20 protein-coding genes are annotated in these 21,991 nt (G+C 29.2%); all 20 read right to left on the bottom strand.

Annotated features, from left to right (window positions below; genetic code table 11):
- Window positions 1–12: 12 nt before the first annotated feature.
- On the bottom strand, window positions 13–417 hold the full coding sequence (gene speD, locus OW729_RS05510) for an adenosylmethionine decarboxylase (RefSeq protein ID WP_268060628.1): 405 nt from the start codon (window positions 415–417) through the stop codon (window positions 13–15).
- Between the two features lie 428 nt (window positions 418–845).
- Window positions 846–2,303 (bottom strand): aminotransferase class I/II-fold pyridoxal phosphate-dependent enzyme, encoded by a 1,458-nt coding sequence (locus OW729_RS05515; RefSeq protein WP_407647642.1) that lies wholly within the window; start codon window positions 2,301–2,303, stop codon window positions 846–848.
- A 142-nt stretch (window positions 2,304–2,445) separates the two neighbouring features.
- The gene (locus tag OW729_RS05520; RefSeq protein WP_268060477.1) at window positions 2,446–3,072 is read right to left on the bottom strand and encodes an HDIG domain-containing metalloprotein; all 627 of its coding nucleotides are present in this window, start codon (window positions 3,070–3,072) and stop codon (window positions 2,446–2,448) included.
- Between the two features lie 519 nt (window positions 3,073–3,591).
- Window positions 3,592–4,074 (bottom strand): DUF4829 domain-containing protein, encoded by a 483-nt coding sequence (locus tag OW729_RS05525; protein ID WP_268060478.1) that lies wholly within the window; start codon window positions 4,072–4,074, stop codon window positions 3,592–3,594.
- A gap of 322 nt (window positions 4,075–4,396) precedes the next feature.
- A complete protein-coding gene (locus OW729_RS05530; RefSeq protein WP_268060479.1) occupies window positions 4,397–6,469 on the bottom strand; it encodes a complex I subunit 5 family protein in 2,073 nt (690 codons plus the stop codon).
- Window positions 6,470–6,485: 16 nt separating this feature from the next.
- On the bottom strand, window positions 6,486–7,937 hold the full coding sequence (locus OW729_RS05535; protein ID WP_268060480.1) for a monovalent cation/H+ antiporter subunit D family protein: 1,452 nt from the start codon (window positions 7,935–7,937) through the stop codon (window positions 6,486–6,488).
- A gap of 14 nt (window positions 7,938–7,951) precedes the next feature.
- Window positions 7,952–9,421: a complex I subunit 5 family protein gene (locus OW729_RS05540; RefSeq protein WP_268060481.1), complete on the bottom strand. Its 1,470-nt coding sequence runs from the start codon at window positions 9,419–9,421 to the stop codon at window positions 7,952–7,954.
- A 3-nt stretch (window positions 9,422–9,424) separates the two neighbouring features.
- Window positions 9,425–9,787, bottom strand: a complete 363-nt coding sequence (locus OW729_RS05545) for a sodium:proton antiporter (protein ID WP_268060482.1) — start codon at window positions 9,785–9,787, stop codon at window positions 9,425–9,427.
- Entirely contained in the window at window positions 9,788–10,207 is a 420-nt protein-coding gene (locus OW729_RS05550) for an MnhB domain-containing protein (RefSeq protein ID WP_268060483.1), read from the bottom strand. It abuts the gene before it with no gap.
- Between the two features lie 29 nt (window positions 10,208–10,236).
- Window positions 10,237–10,539 carry a hydrogen gas-evolving membrane-bound hydrogenase subunit E gene (mbhE, locus tag OW729_RS05555; protein WP_268060484.1) on the bottom strand — a complete coding sequence of 101 codons (303 nt, stop codon included), beginning with the start codon at window positions 10,537–10,539 and terminating at the stop codon, window positions 10,237–10,239.
- The gene (locus OW729_RS05560) at window positions 10,536–10,775 is read right to left on the bottom strand and encodes a hydrogenase subunit MbhD domain-containing protein (RefSeq protein WP_268060485.1); all 240 of its coding nucleotides are present in this window, start codon (window positions 10,773–10,775) and stop codon (window positions 10,536–10,538) included. The genes mbhE and OW729_RS05560 overlap by 4 nt, the downstream gene beginning before the upstream one ends.
- Window positions 10,762–11,082: a monovalent cation/H(+) antiporter subunit G gene (gene mnhG, locus OW729_RS05565; RefSeq protein ID WP_268060486.1), complete on the bottom strand. Its 321-nt coding sequence runs from the start codon at window positions 11,080–11,082 to the stop codon at window positions 10,762–10,764. The genes OW729_RS05560 and mnhG overlap by 14 nt, the downstream gene beginning before the upstream one ends.
- 12 nt (window positions 11,083–11,094) lie before the next feature.
- A complete protein-coding gene (locus OW729_RS05570; protein WP_268060487.1) occupies window positions 11,095–11,346 on the bottom strand; it encodes a monovalent cation/H+ antiporter complex subunit F in 252 nt (83 codons plus the stop codon).
- A 5-nt stretch (window positions 11,347–11,351) separates the two neighbouring features.
- Window positions 11,352–11,822, bottom strand: a complete 471-nt coding sequence (locus tag OW729_RS05575; RefSeq protein ID WP_268060488.1) for a Na+/H+ antiporter subunit E — start codon at window positions 11,820–11,822, stop codon at window positions 11,352–11,354.
- A gap of 268 nt (window positions 11,823–12,090) precedes the next feature.
- The gene (locus tag OW729_RS05580; protein WP_268060489.1) at window positions 12,091–14,076 is read right to left on the bottom strand and encodes a sigma-54-dependent Fis family transcriptional regulator; all 1,986 of its coding nucleotides are present in this window, start codon (window positions 14,074–14,076) and stop codon (window positions 12,091–12,093) included.
- Window positions 14,077–14,134: 58 nt separating this feature from the next.
- Window positions 14,135–14,323 carry a hypothetical protein gene (locus tag OW729_RS05585; RefSeq protein ID WP_268060490.1) on the bottom strand — a complete coding sequence of 63 codons (189 nt, stop codon included), beginning with the start codon at window positions 14,321–14,323 and terminating at the stop codon, window positions 14,135–14,137.
- 355 nt (window positions 14,324–14,678) lie between these two features.
- Window positions 14,679–17,030: an ATP-dependent Clp protease ATP-binding subunit gene (locus tag OW729_RS05590; RefSeq protein ID WP_268060491.1), complete on the bottom strand. Its 2,352-nt coding sequence runs from the start codon at window positions 17,028–17,030 to the stop codon at window positions 14,679–14,681.
- 415 nt (window positions 17,031–17,445) lie between these two features.
- Complete coding sequence (locus OW729_RS05595) at window positions 17,446–18,177, bottom strand: VCBS repeat-containing protein (RefSeq protein ID WP_268060492.1); 732 nt, start codon at window positions 18,175–18,177, stop codon at window positions 17,446–17,448.
- A gap of 202 nt (window positions 18,178–18,379) precedes the next feature.
- Complete coding sequence (locus OW729_RS05600) at window positions 18,380–20,257, bottom strand: ABC transporter ATP-binding protein (RefSeq protein WP_268060493.1); 1,878 nt, start codon at window positions 20,255–20,257, stop codon at window positions 18,380–18,382.
- Complete coding sequence (locus tag OW729_RS05605) at window positions 20,254–21,981, bottom strand: ABC transporter ATP-binding protein (RefSeq protein ID WP_268060494.1); 1,728 nt, start codon at window positions 21,979–21,981, stop codon at window positions 20,254–20,256. Before OW729_RS05605 ends, OW729_RS05600 begins: the two co-directional genes overlap by 4 nt.
- Window positions 21,982–21,991: the final 10 nt, after the last annotated feature.

Raw genomic sequence — 21,991 nt, forward strand, 5'->3', positions numbered from 1 at the left:
TAAAAAATATTGTTATACTGCCTTATAATTAATTTGGCCTAAGTCTTCATGTGCATTATGTCTTATTCTATCTACAAGACCTCTCGCAACTTCTGATGCTTCATGTTTTTCAGCTTGAAGCTTTTCCTTGAGATAATCAAAAGCTACCCATGGATTTACTGAATCACCACAAGTAAATAAATCTACAGATGCATAACCATATTCTGGCCATGTGTGAATTGTTAAATGAGATTCTTGTATTATAACAGCTCCACTAACTCCCCACGGATTAAACATATGAAAACAACTGGTTACTATTGTAGCTTTAGCTTCTACTGCTGCTTCATTCATGTATTTTTCAATTAAAGCATGATTATTCAATATATCTTTATCACAGTTGTAAAATTCAACTAAAATATGTCTTCCTAATTGTTCTATTTTCATTTAGAACCTCCCTTTTAATAGTTTATCCTATTATATTTTTTATATGCTATTGCCAGTCATTTCAAGTGTTTCCTAATATGTATAATATGCATTATTTTTAATTTTGTTTACTATTTCTAAACATAAAATTTATAAAATCGTTAGTTTACTTAAAGTAAACTTTGTGTTTACTTTTGTTTTTTGTTTACTATAAGTAAACTTATTGTTTGTATATAGTAAACATTCACTATATATAAATATACTAATTTTTTATAGATTGTCAATATATTTTTTTGTTTTTTAATAAAAATATTTATAAATTTAAAGAAAAATCTAGTAATTTTTTCATTTTTTACTAGATTTCTAAAGATTTGTATTATGTTTTTTGTGTAAAAATAAAATTTTTCTCTGAAATTTTATAATTTTACTATAATATCCATTTTTTAAGTTCCCAACACTTTAATCCTCTCAACATAAGGATCTTCTGTATCTGTAAGCATGCTATGCTGATTTTTTAAAAACTTTATATATTCTATAATATCCCTACTTATTCTTTCTCCCGGAGTAACTATAGGAATTCCTGGTGGATATGCCATAATGGACTCTCCACTTATTTCCCCCTCTGCTTCATCTAGTTTTACTATCTTTTTTGTTGCATAAAAAGCATTTCTAGGAGAAACTATAACTTGTGGATTCTTTAATGCAACTTTATCAAATTCAAATTCATTACCTTTATACTTTTTACTCATATCTTTTAAAGCATTCACTAAAGTGTTAATAGAATCTTCATTATCTCCAACACTTACTATAGCTAATATATTAAATACATCTCCAAGTTCTACTTGAATGTTATATTCATCCCTTAAAATGTCATAAGCTTTAAAGCCGGTTATACCTAATCCCTTAACACACACACCTAATTTAGTTTCATCAAAATTATATACACCAGCTTCTCCAACAAGCTCTTTACTAAAAGCATATAATCCATCTATCTTGTTTATTTCTTCTCTAGCTTTTCTAGTAAGCTCTAAAATTTTAGACAAAACCTTTTCTCCATCCATAACCAGCATCTTTCTTGCTACATCAAGGCTTGCCATTAAAAGATAAGATGCACTAGTAGTTTGTGATAAATTTAGTATAGTTTTAACTGTATTCTTATCAATCAACCCTTCATTTAACAGTAAAACTGAACTTTGTGTAAGAGATCCTCCTGTTTTATGAAGACTTGCAGCAGCCATATCTGCACCTAGCTCCATTGCACCCTTTGGTAAATTTTCATGAAATCTAAAATGAGCTCCATGTGCCTCATCTACTAAAACTACCATTCCATGTTTATGGGCAGTTTTAATTATTTTTTTTAAATCCGACACTGCTCCATAGTAAGTTGGATTTATGAGAAATACTGCCTTTACATCTGGATTTTCAGCTATAGCACGTTCAATATTTTCTACTGATACACCCATAGCTATACCCAACTCATCATTAACTTCTGGTTGAACATATACAGGTAATGCACCGCTTAATATTAATCCATTTATAGCTGATTTATGAGCATTTCTAGGCATTATAATCTTATCTCCAGGCTTACATACACTCATAATCATAGCTTGAACACCTGCTGATGTTCCATTTACTAGGAAAAAAGCATGATCAGAACAATAGGCATCTGCCATTAATTCTTCTGCATCCTTAATAACAGTTATTGGATTGCTGATATTATCAAGACATTTCATAGAATTAACATCGATCTCTAGTACTCTCTCTCCAACATATTCTACAAATTCAGGTATACCTTTACCATGCTTGTGCCCTGGTACATCAAACGGTACTACATTTTTTTCATTGTATTCTTTTAAAGCGTCAAATAATGGAGTTCTGTTTTGATTCCTTATCATTTTCAACCACCTTTTTCAAGAAAATTAATACTAGCAATTTACAATACATGATATGTTATACCATGAAATTCCCCTTGTCAATATACTATTTTTTTACATTTTAGGCTTTAAATTTAACAAACTTTTTTTGTTTCATGGTCTAGAATTTTCAATTAAAATTCTTAACTTTATATAAAAACTTATTAATATTTTCTTCTTCTTCTTTATATTTTTCTTCTGTCATTTCTCCCCTACCTAATCTATCACACAAAGACAGCAATGCAACTTCGTCTGGAGATACTTGCAAAATCATATTTTTAACATCAGCAAAAGGTAAGTCTTTTACAACAAAAAGAATTTGCATATGCCATCTTACTAAATAACACACCTTATCAATAAATTCTTTCTCCCCTGTAAGTTCTTCTAAAAACTTTCTTGCTATCTTTTCTCCTTGTATATCATGTTCATAAGCAGTTATTCTTCCTTTTCTAAGTTTTGTAGTAGGTTTTTTCCCTAAATCATGAAGAAATGCAGCCCACATAAAGGCATGTGGCTCTTCACTCAACGTCTTTCTTTCAGCAGCATTATCTACTACCATCATAGTGTGATTCCAAACACTCCCTTCTGGATGATGTTTAGGCGATTGCGGCACATCTTTCAATTCCTCTAACAAATTAAACGGATATATTTTAGGAAACTCTCCCTCTTTAATTAAATTATTAAAATAATCTGAAGGTTTTTCATCATTCATTAAATGTATATTAAACTCCTCAAAAATAAGCTTTTTGTCCCTCATATATTTCTCCTTTAAATAATATAATTTATCTATTCTTTGTTATTGTTCCATGACATAAAATAATTTATTATAATATACTCACCTTTTTAAAATTTCATTTTTATATACATCTAGTTAACATAAAAAAATGTACATTTAATATTTTAATGAAATCATTACTATTCATAAATTAATTTTTGAGTCATTTTATTGTATATTTTTTATTTGATATAATTTTCTGAAATATTTTTTTAATTTTGTACTATATTTAAAATGATTTTATTTTTTATATTTTACAATTTTATTTAGTAATTCTAATCTAGATTTTAAATTATTGAGTTGATTATAGCGAAATTCATTTATCAACAATATAAAAAAGCTATACCTCAAAGTGATGTTTTTAAAAAAACACTTTGAGGCATAGCCTTATGAAACAATTTAAATTAGCATATATCCCTTTAAATTACACACCTTATTTTTTTAATAAAATTTTTAAGCAAAAAAGGTATACTAAAAAATTTGTTTTTAAATGTAATATATCTACAACTCACCAAAATCATCTATAAGCCAAGGAGAGTTTTCATCTTTCCTAATAACATTAAACCACCAAACATATTTTCCACTTTCTTGAGCACTTTTATTATTTTCTTTATATTTAACACGATAGGTGACTCTAAAAACTTTAAGATTTTTCTCAGTAGTTCCATTTACACTACCCTGTCCATCTTTTAAATAACTCCCTTTGATGTTATTATTCATCTCTTCTTGTATACCTATTAGCTTTATACTTTCTAAATCGTCATATCCCCAAACCACATTAGGGCTTTTGAACCTATCTGTTAGAGTTGATAAAACCTTTTCTTTGTTCTTTTCATTTTCGTATTTAAAGTAGTTTCTAACTACAGTTTCAGCAGCTTTTGTATCAGGATCATTCCCTATTTTTAACCTTCCAGTTGCAGCACAAACAGAAAATATTATGCTTCCCAAAAGTGCAGCGCCTATTATGAAATTTTTAAATTTCATAGATTAAATCCTCCGTTTTTTAACTAATGTACTATTTGTTTATATATTATCTTATTAACTCATGTATTAAATATTAATTCCATTATAATACAAAATGATTAACATTAATAATTTATTGAAAAATTTCCTAATATAAAAAACTTATTTGAAACTTTAGTAAATATAAAAACTGTTGATAGTGTATACTTATCAACAGTTTTAAATAAAATCATATAAAAATAAATATATAATCTAATATAATGTTTTATAAAATAATGCATTATATTCCTTTTAATTACTATATAATTTATAAGCAGAAATACGCTTTAGGAAAAACTTAACTTTATACAATCATAATTAAGAGACATGCTACAAGAACTCCTGCAAAAACAAATATTGAGTAAGTTACACTATTCATTTTTTCTCCTAGCTTATAAGCTTCTTTTCTAAGGTTCGTTGTAGAAGTATTTATTTTATTACTTATATCATTAGATTTGAGTACATTCTTCTCATCTATATTAGTAAGTTTTTTTATATTTTTTTGAGTTGTATTTATACAAGTCATACTAGACTCAACCATTGTTTCTACCCATTGTTTCAATTGTACCTTAATGCCCTTTCCTCTCTTGATTTCCCTTAAAGTTAAAGCTTTGCATAATTTATTAAACGTATTTATTGAATATATAAGGCCTTTATCAATAATCTTTAATATAATAGAACAAACAATAAATATAACTTTTCCTACTGGTGCATAGATGTTTTTTTCTAAACTAATCCAGTTTAAAGCATAATTTTCATAATACCAATGTTCTTCTTGTTTTTTCATTAAATAAGTTCTTATAAATAGGAAGTAAATACCCACTCCTATTAATATTATAAGAAATGCTGAAGCTATATGGGACGCTGAATAGAAATGAGGCTCCTTATAAACTTGACTTGGGAAAACATCTATAGATTTATTAATAAGTTTAAAAATTTTATTTGGCATAATACCTATAAATATAGACACTACTGATAAAATAACCATAGGTACATATATAATACCTTTAGATTTTATTTTTACTTGTTCAATAGCAGGATTGTTTTTCTCCACAAATACAGCTACAAATATTTTTAATAAATAAGCTACTGTAAAAGCACTACTTATTGTAAATATAATTTCAGCTACTGTAAACCACCATCCTCCATACATATGATGTGCTTCTGAAAGAGCAACATGTAAAAGAGTTTTTCCTGTATATCCATTAAAACCAGGCATTCCTATAATAGAAAACATTCCTATTAAAAATAATACTTTAAGCCTGTTTTTATTTCTTCCAAATCCACCTATTTCATTTATACTTAATTCATGTAATACAATATATATAAGCCCAGCTATCATAAATAAAAGCGATTTGAAAATTGCATGATTGATAACATAGTATAAACTTCCATAAATAGCTATAGCACCATGTTCTTTAAGCATTCCCACAAGTCCAATACCAACGAGAATATATCCCATCTGACTCATACTACTATAAGCAAGAATTCTTTTAATGTTTCTTTGAAACATAGCTAAAAATCCACCTATAAACATATTCAAAAATCCTATAACTAATATAATAGCAGATATAACAATGTCTCCAGCCATTATTATATTAACCATAATAATAATGCCAAAAATACCTGTTTTAACTAATATTCCAGACAATATAGCACTTGCCGGTGCAGGTGCAGCTGGGTGAGCTTTAGGCATCCATATATGAAGAGGAAACATTCCTGCTTTTACTCCAAAACCTATTATAATCAAAGCTGATATCACATACTTTACATTTCCTATATTAGAAACAGCAACATTAAGCTGACTTATATCCAATGTTTTAGTGTAATCAAACAATAGGAACAATCCCATCAGAAGAATTAATCCTCCGCTAATTGCCATTACTATATAAATATTCCCTGCTTCATGAGAATACTCACTCTCATCGTGAATAATTAACGGATAAGAAGTTAATGACATTATTTCGAAAAAAGTAAATAAATTTAAAATATTTTCTGATACAAACAAGCCTATTGTACTTGCAAATGTTAGTATAAAGAAAAAATAGTACCTATTTCTATTCTTATAATTTATAAAATATTGTGTTGAATAAATTGTAACTAAAAACCATACAAAAGAAGTTATCCAAGCAAATATATATCTAAACATATTTAATTTTAAATGTAACCCTGTTCCCATTATATATGGTACAGATAGTTCTATTGATCCTGATTGTACAAATTTATATAAAAATGTTACCACTCCAAAAACTATACCTGTCATTATAATATTAAAAACATCCCTATACTTTTCATTTATTCGTCCTAATCCGAGACCTATAAAAGCTCCTATCATAGGAAAAAGTATAATAAATAATAATAAATTTTCACTCTTCATATTTTATCCCTCCTTTTTAAATCAACTCAGCTGCTATCTTTTGTATAAAAGTTACAACTGGATTTGGGAATAACCCTAATAACACGACTATCACTGTTATTGATACTATAGGCACCAACATCTTCATAGGTGCTTCCTTTACCTCTATCACATCGTTATTTTCTTTTTTAAAAAAAGCTACAGTAACAATAGGTAAAAGATACAATGCTGTAAGAACTGCACTGAAAAGTAGTATAGCTGCAAAATATATCTTTCCTTCTACGAGTCCACCTAAAGCCAAATACCACTTGCTCACAAACCCATTACTTGGAGGAATTCCTATAAGAGAAATTGCTGCTATTGCAAAACATCCCATAGTAATAGGCATTTGTTTTCCTATACCCTTTATCTCACTAATTTCAGTCTTATGAGTCATATACATTATTGTGCCAACACAAAAGAATAAAGTTATTTTTATAACAGCATGATTTATTAAATGAAGTAATCCACCCACCAAAGCATCTTCGTTTAAAAGTACAATTCCCAATAATATATACCCTAGCTGACTGACAGTAGAATAAGCTAACCTTTTCTTTAGGTTCTGTTGATGAAGAGCTAGAAACGATCCCATTATAATAGTTACTCCAATTAATACACTCATGTATATATGCCCTTTTGTTACTCTTATTACATCAGCCCCAACTATAAAATAACTCATTCTTATTAGCGCATAAGCTCCCGACTTAACTACAGCAACCGCATGTAAAAGAGCACTTACAGGTGTGGGAGCTACCATAGCCTCTGGTAACCATGAGTGAAATGGAACTAAAGCAGCTTTGACCCCAAACCCTAAAAATAAACTTACGTAAATTCCAAGAAATAACTTTGTATTTCCACCTGAAACTCCTGCTAATACTCCACCTGGAACAAAATTCAAGTTTTTTGTTATGCTAAAGCATAGAATCATTCCTAATAAAACTAATGTTGCTCCACCAAAAGAGTATATAAGATATTTTTTACCACTAGATAATGCTTGCTTTGTACCAGAATGAATTACTAATGGAAAAGTAGCTAAAGTCAGTAATTCATAGAAAATATATAATGTAATTAAGTTTCCTGAAAAAGCAATCCCCATTGTAACTCCTAAAGTAGCTGTGAAAAATATAAAAAATCTATTTTCCTTTCCTTCATGCTTCATATATTCCATTGAATAAAAAGTAGTAAATATCCATAACACTGATACTAATATAGAAAAAAGAATTGATAATTTGTCTATTTTAAGATATATATCAAGAAAATCATTAAATTTAAACAAATGAAAACTACACTCACCTACATAGTAAAAAATAGAAAATAAAACAATACAATTAAAAATTACTCCAGCGCTTGCAAATATATTTCTTCCTCTTTCATCAAATTTAAAAATAGATATTAATATCGATAAAACAAAAGGGAAAAAAACTGGGAGTAAAATCACAGCACTATTCAAATTAAATCCTCCTTTTATCCTATTCCAAGCTTAATAATATCTATTATATTTCTTGAAGCTATTCCTACTCCAATCATAGCTATAATTAACATCATTACTGGCAATAGTTCTTTTAGTGGCTTTCTTTTAGATTTATATACTTTACCCTTTAAATTTTCTTCTCCAAAAAATCCGTTTATACTAATAGGAAAATAATATACTGCATTTAACAAACTACTTATTAATATAAAAATTATTAGCATTGGTTTACCTGCTCTTATACTTGACAAAGATAAATACCATTTGCTAACAAACCCAGGAAGTACAGGTATTCCTATCATGGATAAAGAACCTATAAAGAATAGTCCTAAGGTTAGAGGCATCTCTTTTCCAACACCTCTTAATTTGTCAATTTCTTTGTGTCCTGTTTTTTCAATTATTGCCCCTGCACATAAAAACAATGCTGATTTGGTTACTGCATGACCAATCATATGGAAAACAGCTAATGTAACTCCAAATTCAGTTCCTAATCCTATTCCAAAGAATATATATCCCATTTGAGCCACAGTTGAATATGCTACTAATCTCTTTATATTCCTTTGGAATATAGCAAATACAGAACCGATAACCATTCCTGCAATACCTAAAATAAGTAATATATCCAAAACCATATTTCCTGCTATAATCTCTAATCCAAACCCTCTATACAAAATTTTTATTAACAATATTGCAAAAGCTTTTAGTACAAGGGCTGAAAGAAGAGCACTTGATGACGTAGGTGCACTTGAATGAGCATCTGGCAACCAATTATGAAGAGGAAACATGGCACTTTTAACACCCAATCCTATTGTAAATAATCCGATAGTTACAACAATCGCCTTAGGGTAATTTGTATAATTATTTATCAAAACTTCGTGAATATAAGTTATATTTAATTGTCCTGTCATAGAATATAAAAATGCAATTCCCATAAGCACAAGACCGGAACCTAAACAGCTCATTATAAGGTATTTTAAAGTTGCCTTTATATTTTCCTTTTTATCTTTTATAACCACTATCCCACAAGAAGCTAAAGTTCCTATTTCGATAAAAACAAAGGCATTAAATATATCATTTGTGAATACAATTCCTAGTAAAGAACCTATAAGTATATTTACAAGCAAATAATATAAAGGAATTCTATTTTCATTTATATCTTTGTCTATACTATAAATGGAATACCAAATAACCATACTAGCCACAAAAGTAAACATTACCGCCATTATAGATTCTATATTTCCTATATAAAATTCAATTCCAAAAGGTGCATCAAAGTGTCCTATGGAATAGCAATATTTTCCCCCAATTAATACTCCTCTAAGATTGGCTATAGAAAAAATTAATGATATAAACATTGATATAAGACTTATACCCTTTACAATATTTTTTTTATTTACTATAGGCATTATAAACGCTGTTATAAATAATATGAGCACTATCATCAGCGGAAAACTTTTAATAATCAAAATTTAACCATCTCCCTTTTTTAATATCTCATCTAATTCTATAGTTCCATAATTCTCATATATTTTAATAGTTAATGCTAAAGCAAAGGCTGTGGTACTAACCCCTACAACTATACCGGTTAACATAAGTCCTGTTGGAATTGGATTTATATACGCATTAACTCCTTTATAACTATTCACAATTATTGGTGCTTCCTTACCCTCTATGTATCCTTTTGCTATAAAGAATAAAAAAATTGCTGTATCCATAATATTCATACCTATTATTTTTTTAATTAAATTGTTATGGAGTAAAAGAATTGTAAAACCTACTCCAAACAAAATGATTGCTGCTGTCTCATAATAATTGTTTAATAAACCCTCCATCTAAATTTCCCCTTCATCAAATAATGAATAAAAAAAGTACATTGATATAGCTACAATAATACCTACAAGTATATTTAAAGGTAATAAAAAACCTCCACTAAAAATATATCCTGGATCACCTAATGGTGGCTGTGGCAAATTAATGTGGCTACCTCCTGTTATAAAACTATATCCTTTTAATATTCCATATAAAAATACAGAAAAACATATTATATTCATTAAAGTTTTATATGCTAGCTTTTGTTTAGCTTGTTTTCCTCCATAAACTAATCTGTATAAAATAAGACTAGCGCCTATAATTGTTCCCCCAGCAAATCCTCCTCCTGGACTTAAATGCCCATGAAAAATAACGTATATACCAAAAATCTGTATAAAAGGGATTATTATTTTACTTATCTCTTTTAAAATTACATCTTTCATAAGCCCCTCCTAACTAAAATTTTTTACAATTATTCAATATAACTATTATCTTGATTTTCTTTCTTATCTTTTTTTAATAAAATAATCACTATAACTGCTGCTATAAATAAAACACTGGCTTCTACAAAAGTATCGAAGGCACGATAATCTAATATAATTCCTGTTACTATATTAGTAGCTCCGGTATCTTTTACTGCATTTTCTATATAATATTTTGAAACTTCATTATTGGCTGGGTTGCTTTCGCTTCCAAACTTAGGCAACTCATTAACTCCCAATAACAAAATACCAATTAAGCTTATAGAAAGTATACAAGCAAATATTTTCTTCATTTTTTCACTTCCTTAATTCTTTTTAATGTAAGCATAAATAAAAGGGTTGTAATCCCTGCTCCCACTGCTGCTTCTGTAATTGCCACATCTGGTGCATTAAGTTGTTCCCACAATATAGCCATTATCAAACTATAAATCATAAAAACAATAATTGCAGATAACATGTTTTTCATGGCAGAAACAGCTACAGAAGACCCAATTAAAAAAATTAGCATTATAATACTAAACGTTTTCAATTTTATCCACACCTTCCTTATTTTTCACTTTCATCTCATTTCCATATTTTGCTTTTACTATCAAATGAGTTGCTGTAGGATTGGTAACCCATATAAAAACTATAATTAATAAAAGTTTTAAACTAACTATGTTAAAACCGTTATAAATCATTAGCGATATTAAACATAACACAGCTCCCAAAGTATCACACTTTGCAGCACCATGAGCTCTTGTATACATATCAGGAAATCTTAAGACCCCTATAGTACCAACCATAAAGAAAAACAGTCCACTCATAAGTAATGCTCCCATAATAACTATCCTCATAAAAATCCCCTCCTATATCCTTACATTCTTTGCAATAACAACGGATGCAATAAAACTTGTTAAAGCATAAACTAAAGATACATCAATAAAGTATTTCTCTCTTATTATGAAAGAAACTATTAAAATCAAGATTATTGTTTTAGTTCCTACAACATTTATTGCAACTAACCTATCTGCTGCACTAGGCCCTTTAACTATTCTAATCATACATAAAAAAATGGTCGCCGTTAAAAATAAAATTGCAAATACAAGTAGTTTATCCATATCTATCACTCCTCTATTTTTAAAAGAATTTTTTCAAATTTAGAATTCACTATGCCTTCTATGTATTCTCTTTTAAGACAATGAATTTTTAACATATCATTTTCCATATCTACAGTTATAGTTCCAGGAGTTAAAGTAATAGAATTTGCTAACACCGTTCTACAAAAATTAGATTTTAATTTTGTCTTAACCTCTAATATACTAGGCGAAATATCCATATTGGGACTTAATACAATCATTGCTACATTTATATTAGCTATAATTACTTCTTTTACCAAAATAACTATATATTCAACCCAAAATCTTATATTTTTAAATAACAATTTCTCTTTTCTTGTAGCTTTATCGAAAAGCTTTTCATTTAAAATACTTACTAATATACTCACTACAATCCCTAAAATGAACACTTCTATATTAAATTTACCACATAGTATAATCCAAAATATTAAGCATAATATTATAACTTCAAATGTCATTTTCAATACCTCCTTTTCTAGTTATGTTAATCTTATTAGCAAGATTCATACCAACTTTTTTATAATTATAATTACTATTTTCCATCCTCTTAAACCCTTGATTTACCCTGGTTTATTATAAAATTTATCTATAAACAAGAAAAAGGTTGAATAAAATATTCAACCTTTTTAATAATTGTTTCATTATGATACACTTGCGACATATTATTTCATTTTTTTTGTATCATAATGGCACATGAGTTTCATTATGATACACTTTCTTTTTTCTTTACATTATATCTATATTATATTTTTTCATCTTTCTATACATAGTACTTCTTCCTATTCCCAAAACTTTAGCTGCTGATGCTACATTTCCGCCTAACTCTTTTATAGTTTGAATAATTGCATTTTTTTCTATTTCTTCTAAAGAAACTAATTCTTTTTTATGTATTAATTCTCCTAGTATTTCTTTTCCCGTTATATGTGATGGTATATTTTCATAATTTAATATTGAATTTTGTTCTGCCATGTTTACTACTGTTTGCATTACATTTTGAAGTTCTCTAACATTACCTGGCCAACTATAGCTAACCATACCTTTGTAAAAACTTTCGCTAATGCCTTTTATATATTTTTCTGTATCCTTACAAAATTTTTCTAAAAAGTATTGAACAAATATTTTAATATCTTCTTCTCTATTCCTTAAAGGTGGAGTATTAATTGTCATAACATTTATTCTATAAAACAAATCACTTCTAAAGTTCCCAAGCTCAACTTCTTTATTCAGGTCTTTATTAGTAGCGGCAATTACCCTTACATCAATTGGAATAACATCATGCCCTCCTACTCTTACAACAGTCCTATCTTCTAATACCCTAAGCAAACTTACCTGAGCGTCTAAAGGCATATCCCCTATTTCATCTAAAAATATAGTTCCTCCATCGGCCAATTCAAATTTTCCAGGATGTCCTCCTCTTTTAGCCCCTGTAAAAGCTCCTTCTACGTATCCAAATAATTCACTTGAAACTAATTCCCTAGGTATTGCCCCACAATTTAAAAACACAAAAGGAAAATCTTTCCTATCACTTTCATTGTGTATCGCTTGGGCAAACATCTCCTTTCCAGTTCCACTTTCTCCTTGAAGTAATATTGTTGTATTAGTTTTAGCAGAAATTGAGGATAACTTTATTGCCGATTTTATAGACTTACTCTCTCCAAGTATATCTTCAAACGTAAATTTAGCATTAGCTCCAACTATTTTATTAACTAAATTATGAATCTTTTTTTCTTCTCTAAAAGTTATAACTATACCTTCTCGTCCTCTATTATTTGGTGCTTTAATAGGAGTAATGTTTGCAATACATGTCTTTTTTTTCCCTGTTCGAGTTTTAAAGTGTATTTCTTCTTCCTCAAGCTTTCTAAAACTTTTTATATTCTTAATTATATCTTGTCGATTTCCTACACTAAGAATATTCTTAAAATGCTCTCCTATAATATCTTTTTCTTTAAATAGTAATAATTTTCTGGCAAATCTGTTTATGCTTACTATATTTCCACTACTATCAACCCTAATTATACCTTCTGATATAGACTCAGTAATTTGATAAAATTTTTCACTTATATTTTCAAGTTCTTTATTTCTTTCTTCTAATTTAATCTCTTTTTCTATTGCCTCTGCAGCAGCTACTACCATGCCCAATGTATGAGGATGAACAAGCCTATAATTTCCTGTCATACTCAAAACTCCTAATATGTCTCCATTTTTATCTCTTATAGGACAAGCTGATGATGTTAAATTATGATATTTTTTTAAATAATGTTCTCCTCCTACGACCTGAATAGGCTCTCCAGTTATAAGTACTATACCTATAGCATTTGTTCCTATAATTTCTTCTTTTACACTATACCCTTCACATAACCCACAAAAACTATAAATATTAATCAAACTTTCATTTCCTATATGATCCAAAACATATCCTTCTCTATCAGTTAACCTAATTAAAAACTCAGTATCCTTTACTATTTTATATAAACTTTCCATAAAAGGTTTTGTAGTATTTAAAAGCGATGCAAATTGCTTACATCTTTTAAATAACTCATTTTTTTCAAGCTTCACAGAAAATTCATCTGAAAATGGATTTATTTTATGTTTCTTGCTGCGCTTCCATGATTCTGCTATAATATGTCTTATCTTTTTTGTATCTAATATATTTTTATTAATAAACTTTTCCCACCTTTTTACTATATCTTCATTATTATCCTGTAGCTGCATTTTATCAAAATAACCTCCTCTATTTGAGCCTAGTATTTACATTGTCCACCTTTTATACTTATTTACCTTTATCATCTTCTTTTGTATTGTCCTTCTTTGATTTATACCAATCCTTTGGATCTTTTATCTCAAAAGGAAATATATTAGCATTAAATTCATCCCCTGAATCATCCATAGGCTTTTCAAAAATAACAGCAAATATAATGAATAACACTACTCCTATTATTATATATAATAAAATTTTCAAGGGTTCACCTTCCTCCACTTATATACAATCTTATATATAATTATACTATTTTTATCATATAATTGTTAGTTATAAATACCATTCTTCTCTTCCATAGAATCTAATATCAATATGAAATTGAAAAATTATTATTAATAACATAATATATTTTTTACATACAAAAACACCAGTAAATAATGAACTGCCCATAATTTAGTAGCTAGAATAACTAGTTCCCTATATAACCCTACTAACTTTAGTTCTATTCAAAATTCACTGGCTTTTTTAACACTTAAATTAAATATTTTCTCATAAAACAAAGAAAATATTGCTTTATTATTAATTTAAAATTTTTAGTCTATAAAAACAAAAACTTTTAACTTTCAACCACTACTTTTCCATCTCTTAATTCTACCTTTATATGAGATCCCTCTTTAAGCTTGTTTTCAAGATATATTTCTGCAATTTCATCTTCAATATACCTTTGAATTGTTCTTCTTAAAGGTCTTGCACCATATTTTTCGTCATATCCTTTTTCTAATATAAAATCTTTTACTTCCTGAGAAACCTCTATAGTCATATTTTTTTCTAATACTTCATCTATAACTTCTTTAAGCATCAAATCTACTATACTGCGAAGTTCTTCTGTATTAAGTTGATTAAATACTATCACCTCGTCTACTCTGTTTAAAAACTCTGGTCTGAAAGTTTCCTTTAATGCTTCCTTAGCACTGTTTTCTAATGCAGCATATCCAGCATTATTAAATCCTATTCCATTGGACTTAAAGTTAGTTCCTGCATTAGAAGTCATGATAATTACTGTGTTTTCAAAGAAAACTGTTCTTCCTTGACTATCTGTAAGTCTTCCGTCTTCAAGAATTTGAAGAAGCATATTAAATACATCAGGATGAGCTTTTTCAATCTCATCTAAAAGTATTACTGAATAAGGTCTTCTTCTAATTTTCTCAGTTAATTGCCCCCCTTGATCATATCCTATATATCCTGGAGGAGCTCCTATGAGCTTAGACACTGTATGTTTTTCCATATATTCTGACATATCTATTCTAATCATAGCATCTTCATTGCCAAAAAGCTCTACAGCTAATGCCTTTACTAATTCTGTTTTTCCAACACCCGTAGGTCCAACAAATATAAACGAAGCTGGCTTTTTCTTTTTTCTAAATCCTGAACGATTTCTTCTAATAGTTTTTGATAAACTCACTATAGCTTCATTCTGTCCAATGACTCTTTTATGAAGACTTTTTTCTAAACTTAATAGCTTCTTAGCTTCTTCTTCTGTAATTTTCTGTACTGGTATTTTAGTCCAAGCTTCTATAACATAAGCTATATCTTCAACTGTAATCTCTGATTTACCATTTTTTTCTTCAATTTCTTTTATTTCTTCCACAAGCTTACATTCTCTCATTTTATATTCTGCAGCTTTTTCATAATCATCATTTTCAGCAGCTCTTCTTTTATCATCTTGAAGATTTGATAACTCTTGTTTTAGACTTTCTAATTTAGTAAGATTCTTGTTCTTTAAATTTGCCCTTGAACCTGCTTCATCAATCACATCAATTGCTTTATCTGGTAAAAATCTATCAGTAATATATCTTTGAGATAAATTTGCTGCTGCCTCTATTACTTTGTCAGATATTATTACTTTATGATAATCTTCATAATAACCTTTTATTCCTTTTAAAATTTCTATCGTATCCTCTACAGTAGGCTCATCAACTAATACCGGTTGAAATCTTCTCTCTAAAGCAGAATCCTTCTCAATATGTTTTCTATACTCTTCAAGAGTAGTTGCACCTATTAGCTGTATTTCTCCTTTTGCAAGAGCCGGTTTTAAAATATTAGCAGCGTTCATTGCTCCGCCTTGAACTTCTCCCGCTCCCATAATATTATGAACTTCATCAATTATAAGAATGACATTTTCACTCTCTTTAGCTTCTTTTATAATTGATTTCATTCTACCTTCAAATTGTCCTCTAAATTGTGTTCCTGCCACAATCGCTGTTAGATCAAGGAGGTATATTTCAGCATTTAGAAGCTTATGTGGCACTTCCTTATCTGCAATTTTCACGGCTAATCCCTCTGCAATAGCTGTCTTACCTACCCCTGGCTCTCCAATCAATATCGGATTGTTTTTCGTTCTTCTGTTAAGTATTTGAATAACTCTATCAATTTCCTTATCTCTTCCTATAATCCTATCAACTTCTTTGTTCTTTGCTTTATCCGTTAAATTTATTCCATATTTATCTAAATATTTCTTTTTATTTCTAAAATGCTTATTCTTTGATTTAGTTTTAGATTGCTCTCTTGTCCCTGAAAATTTTTCTTCATTATTATCATTAAATTCTTTATTCTCTAATGTAAACTCATCCTCACTTGTAGCTTCTTCTTGAATTTCTTCTTCTCCTTGTTCTACAATCCCATCATCGTTTTTCATGAATGGAAATAATCCTTCAGATAAGTTAGAAAACAACTCATTATTGCTTAATTCTTCAATATCTATATCTTGAAGCATTCCCTTCATTTGATCCGTAAGATTTTCAACTTCTTCTTTTGACATACCAGTTTGTTGCATCAACTGATCTATAACCGGAATTCCCATCTTTCTAGCGCAGTCTATACATAAACCTTGCATTTTAGGTTTTCCATCTATAATTTTTGAAATGAATATAGTTGCTATATTTTTATTACAAATAGAACACAATTTCATAAAAATCATCTCCATATTTTTTATATGCTAATTATAATATTATTGTGATTACAGTATATCATATCTAACTATATTATTTTATTAAATATTCAGGGAAAAATAAAGAGTATTCTAAGTTTTATATGGAGTTTTTACTTCATATAAAACTTAAAAACCATTATACAGTACAGAAGTACCACTTAACTGAATTTTATTAACAATAATGTGCAGTAGCAGTAGATAAACCGTAAAATCATCTTTTTACTAAGTATCTTTATGTATCTTTATATCGATTTTATAACTTATAAATAATATATGTGTATGCAATCCTCTTAGTCAACTCTTATTATATAAAAACAAAACACTCATAGACTAGTATGTCTATGAGTAATACCTATAGCCACTATTATTCCCTATTTAATAATAAATATAAAGTTTATATCTTATATTCTCTTCCAAACAAAGCAACTTCAGCATATTCAGGCTTAAATTTAGTACCGTCCCAAGTTAAAAGTGTCTGTACATTACCTAACGCATCAGCATTATATCTTCCTGCAATTCTTTGTATTGCTAGTAAATCATAAGTATTTCTTCTTGAATTTCTATCTGTAACTACAGGCCAAAGTCCACCTAATGGATTTACCCATCCCATCAAAGGCTCTTTTAATGTACCATCTGGATTATATATATCAGAAAGATACTCTGGATCTCTATAACTTATATCAATAGTATAAATCTCCTTCATTTTTTTGTTTATAACATCCACCTTATAATTATTGCGATATATAACCTCATATTGATATTCTTGATTAAAATCTTCATAATCAAATATCAACCTTAGAATATTGTTTTTTAAAGAATATATATAGTAATATGCAAGCCCCCCACTTCCTCCTGAATCTATACTTATCTTTATATCTTTAACTTTGTCTTGAGTAAAATCAGCTAAGAACAATCTTGCTCCATACCCAGCATTAGTTTCAAGAGGTACATATAATCTACGGCTTGTTAATCCATCTTCAATAACCAAAGCTATATTTTTTTCAAATATAGCCTCTTCACTTTCCTTATTCCCTATAAGATATACTCTATCTATTATTCCATCACCATTTACATCTCCTACTTTAAAATCTAATATATAAGTATGATTTAATTGGTAATTTTTCATTAAGCTTACCTCCAAATTAATCAATCCTTATATAATATGATTACTTATTCATTAATGTACTTATATATTACCTATATAGTGATAGTATTAAGTAAAGTTCTAGTCTATAAATATTTCTACTAAACATACCTTATATTTTTATAAAAGCTACTAGTGACTCGTGGATACTAGTAGCTCATTCATTTAAAATATTAATGTAATCTTAAACAGCCTCTTTTTCTAAACTCCCACTAGTAAACTGACTATTATAAAGATCAGCATAAAATCCTTTTTGCTCTAAAAGTTCTTCATGATTGCCTTTTTCAATAACACTACCATTATTCATAACAAGTATTAAATCTGCATCACGAATTGTTGATAGCCTATGTGCAATAACAAAACTTGTTCTTCCTTTCATTAACTCTGCCATAGCTTTTTGTATATAAATTTCTGTTCTTGTATCAACGCTACTTGTAGCCTCATCAAGAATTAATATAGATGGATTAGCAAGTATTGCCCTGGCAATAGTCAAAAGTTGTTTTTGTCCTTGTGAAATATTAGAAGCCTCCTCATTTAGTACTGTATCGTATCCCTCTGGAAGAGTCCTAATAAAATGGTCAGCATGAGCCGCTTTCGCTGCATTAATAATCTCTTCTTCTGTAGCTCCTTCACGCCCATATCCTATATTATCTCTTATGCTACCATTAAAAAGCCATGTATCTTGTAGTACCATACCAAAATTGCTTCGTAAATTACCTCGCTGTAAGTTTCTAATATCAATACCATCAATAGTAATTCTACCTTCATTTATTTCATAGAAACGCATTAATAAATTTACTAAAGTTGTTTTACCTGCTCCAGTTGGCCCTACAATAGCAATCGTCTGCCCTTGTTTTACATCTATATTCATATCTTCAATAAGAGTTATTTCTTCATTATATCCAAATCTAACGTGCTCAAATTTAACTTCACCTTTTGGTGATTCTAAAATTTTTGAATCAACACTATCCTCAATTTCCTCAATTTCATCAAGAAGTTCAAAAACGCGTTCAGCTGATGCAACAGTAGATTGAAGAATATTAGCTATATTTGCTGTTTGAACTATTGGTTGAGTAAACTGCTTAGAATATTGAATAAATGCTTGTATGTCACCAATCTCAATTTTCTTTTTAGTTACCATAATTCCTCCAACTACACATATAAGTACATATCCTATATTATTTATAAAAGTTAGTAGAGGCATTATAATCCCAGAAACAAACTGAGCTTTCCATCCTTCTTCGTAAAGTCTTTCATTAATCTCATTGAATTTATCAATAGAGTCCCCCTCACGACCAAAAGCTTTCACTATCTTATGTCCTGTATACATCTCTTCCACATGCCCATTTAAATTGCCTAGTTCCTTTTGCTGGCCTGAAAAATATTTTTGTGAAGTAGACGCTATTTTTTTTGTCACAATAGCACAAAGTGGCAAAGTTACAAAAGCAATAAGAGTCATAAGTGGGCTTATTGTAAACATCATAATTATAACCCCTACAATAGTCACCACAGATGTAATAAGTTGTGTTAAACTTTGTTGTAATGTAGTGGCAATATTATCAACATCATTTGTAACACGACTTAAAATTTCACCATGAGTACGTGAATCAAAAAATTTAAGTGGTAAACGCTGAAGTTTATCATTTATATCTTTACGCATTTCTAAAACTGTTTTCTGTGCAACTCCAGCCATAATGAATTGTTGAATATAGCTAAAAAATGCACTAATTGCATAAAGAACTATTAAAATCAAAAGTATGTGTTTTATATATTCAAAATCAACACTAGGAATAGGCTTGTGCATCTTTGCTGCCATAAATTTAGCCATAAGTCCTTCAAATAATTTAGTTGTAGCTCTTCCCATAATTTTAGGACTTACAATGCTAAAAACTGTACTCAAAATAGCCATAAAAAATACTACAATAAGTTGACCTCTTCGTGGTTTTAAATATTTGAGAAGTCTTTTAAGTGTCCCTTTAAAATCTTTTGCTTTTTCTACAGGCATCCCCATATGTGGTCCCATGTGTCCACCTGACCTAGCTCCCTTTTTCTGATCACTCATGCTATCTCCTCCTCTGAAAGTTGCGAAGCTACAATTTCACGATATATACTACAATCATTTAAAAGTTCCTTATGTTTCCCCATTCCTACAACTTCACCTTCATCTAAAACTATAATTCTATCAGCATCCATAACAGTACTAACTCTTTGGGCGACAATAATCACAGTAGAATCTGTGGTCTCCTTTCTTAAAGCAGACCTAAGTTTAGCATCTGTCTTAAAATCAAGAGCTGAGAAACTATCATCAAATATATATATCTCAGGCCTTCTAACTAAAGCACGTGCAATAGAAAGTCTCTGCTTTTGTCCCCCAGAAACATTAGTTCCGCCTTGCGCTATAATAGAGTTAAACCCATCTTTCATATTTGATATAAACTCCATAGCTTGAGCTGTTTCAGCTGCACATTTAACATCTTCATCGCTAGCATTATCTTTACCATATTTAATATTTTCCCTTATTGAACCGGTAAAAATAACTGACTTCTGAGGAACAAATCCAATTTTATTTCTAAGACTTTCCTGACTCATTTCTCGTACATCCATATCATCAATTAGAATACTCCCACTATCAATATCATAAAATCTAGGAATAAGACTTATCATTGTAGACTTTCCTGAACCCGTTCCTCCAATAATGGCTGTTGTCTCTCCTGGTTTTGCCATAAAACTAATATTATTTATAGCTGGTTGTTCTGCCCCTGGATAACTAAAAGTTACATTCTTAAATTCAACATATCCTCTTTTGCTATTAGAATTCTTAAGATTTTCAGCATCTTTAATTTCTGGTTCAATATCCAAAACCTCATTAATTCTTACTGCTGAAGCTGAGGCACGAGGTATCATAACAAACATCATTGAAACCATTATTAATGAAAACATGATCTGCATTGCATATTGAATAAATGCCATCAAATCTCCAACTTGCATCTTTCCATTATCTATACGAATACCTCCGAACCAAATGATAGCAATTGATGTGAAGTTAAGTACTACCATCATAACTGGCATTAGTGTTGCTAATATCTTATTTACTTTAATAGCTGTATCAGTAAGATCATTGTTAGCTTCATCAAAACGCTTTTTCTCATGATCAATACGGTTAAATGCACGTATTACTCTAATACCAACTAATTCCTCACGAACAACAAGATTTAGTTTGTCAATTTTTACTTGCATTGCTTTAAAAAGAGGTATTCCTGTTCTAGCTATTATAAATATAGCCAAAACAAGTACTGGAATAACAGCAACAAGAACGAGAGATAATCCCGCATCCTTTGATACTGCCATAATAATACCACCAATACACATCATAGGAGCACTAACCATCATACGAAGCATTATCATAAGCACTTGTTGAACTTGAGTAATATCATTTGTAGTTCTTGTAATAAGAGAGGCTGTACCTATCTTATCAAACTCTTGTAGTGAAAAACTCTCAACTTTTGAAAAAACCTTATTACGTAGAATTTTTCCAAGTCCTGTTGCAGCTTTTGAAGATAGGAAATTAGCCAATACTATACATATAGTTCCACCTGCAGCAACAAGAAGCATCAATCCTCCAATTTTTAAAATATAATTAGTATCACCATTAACTATGCCTTTGTTAACAATATCCGACATCAATGTTGGTAAATACAATTCAGAAATTGATTGAAAAAAAACAAGTATAAAAACTGCAACTATATACGATGTATATGGTTTTAAAAATCTAAATAATTTTATCATAAGCAATCAT

Origin of the sequence: Clostridium brassicae (genome assembly GCF_026738875.1) — a bacterium.
Classification (GTDB): Bacteria; Bacillota; Clostridia; order Clostridiales; family Clostridiaceae; genus Clostridium_H; species Clostridium_H brassicae.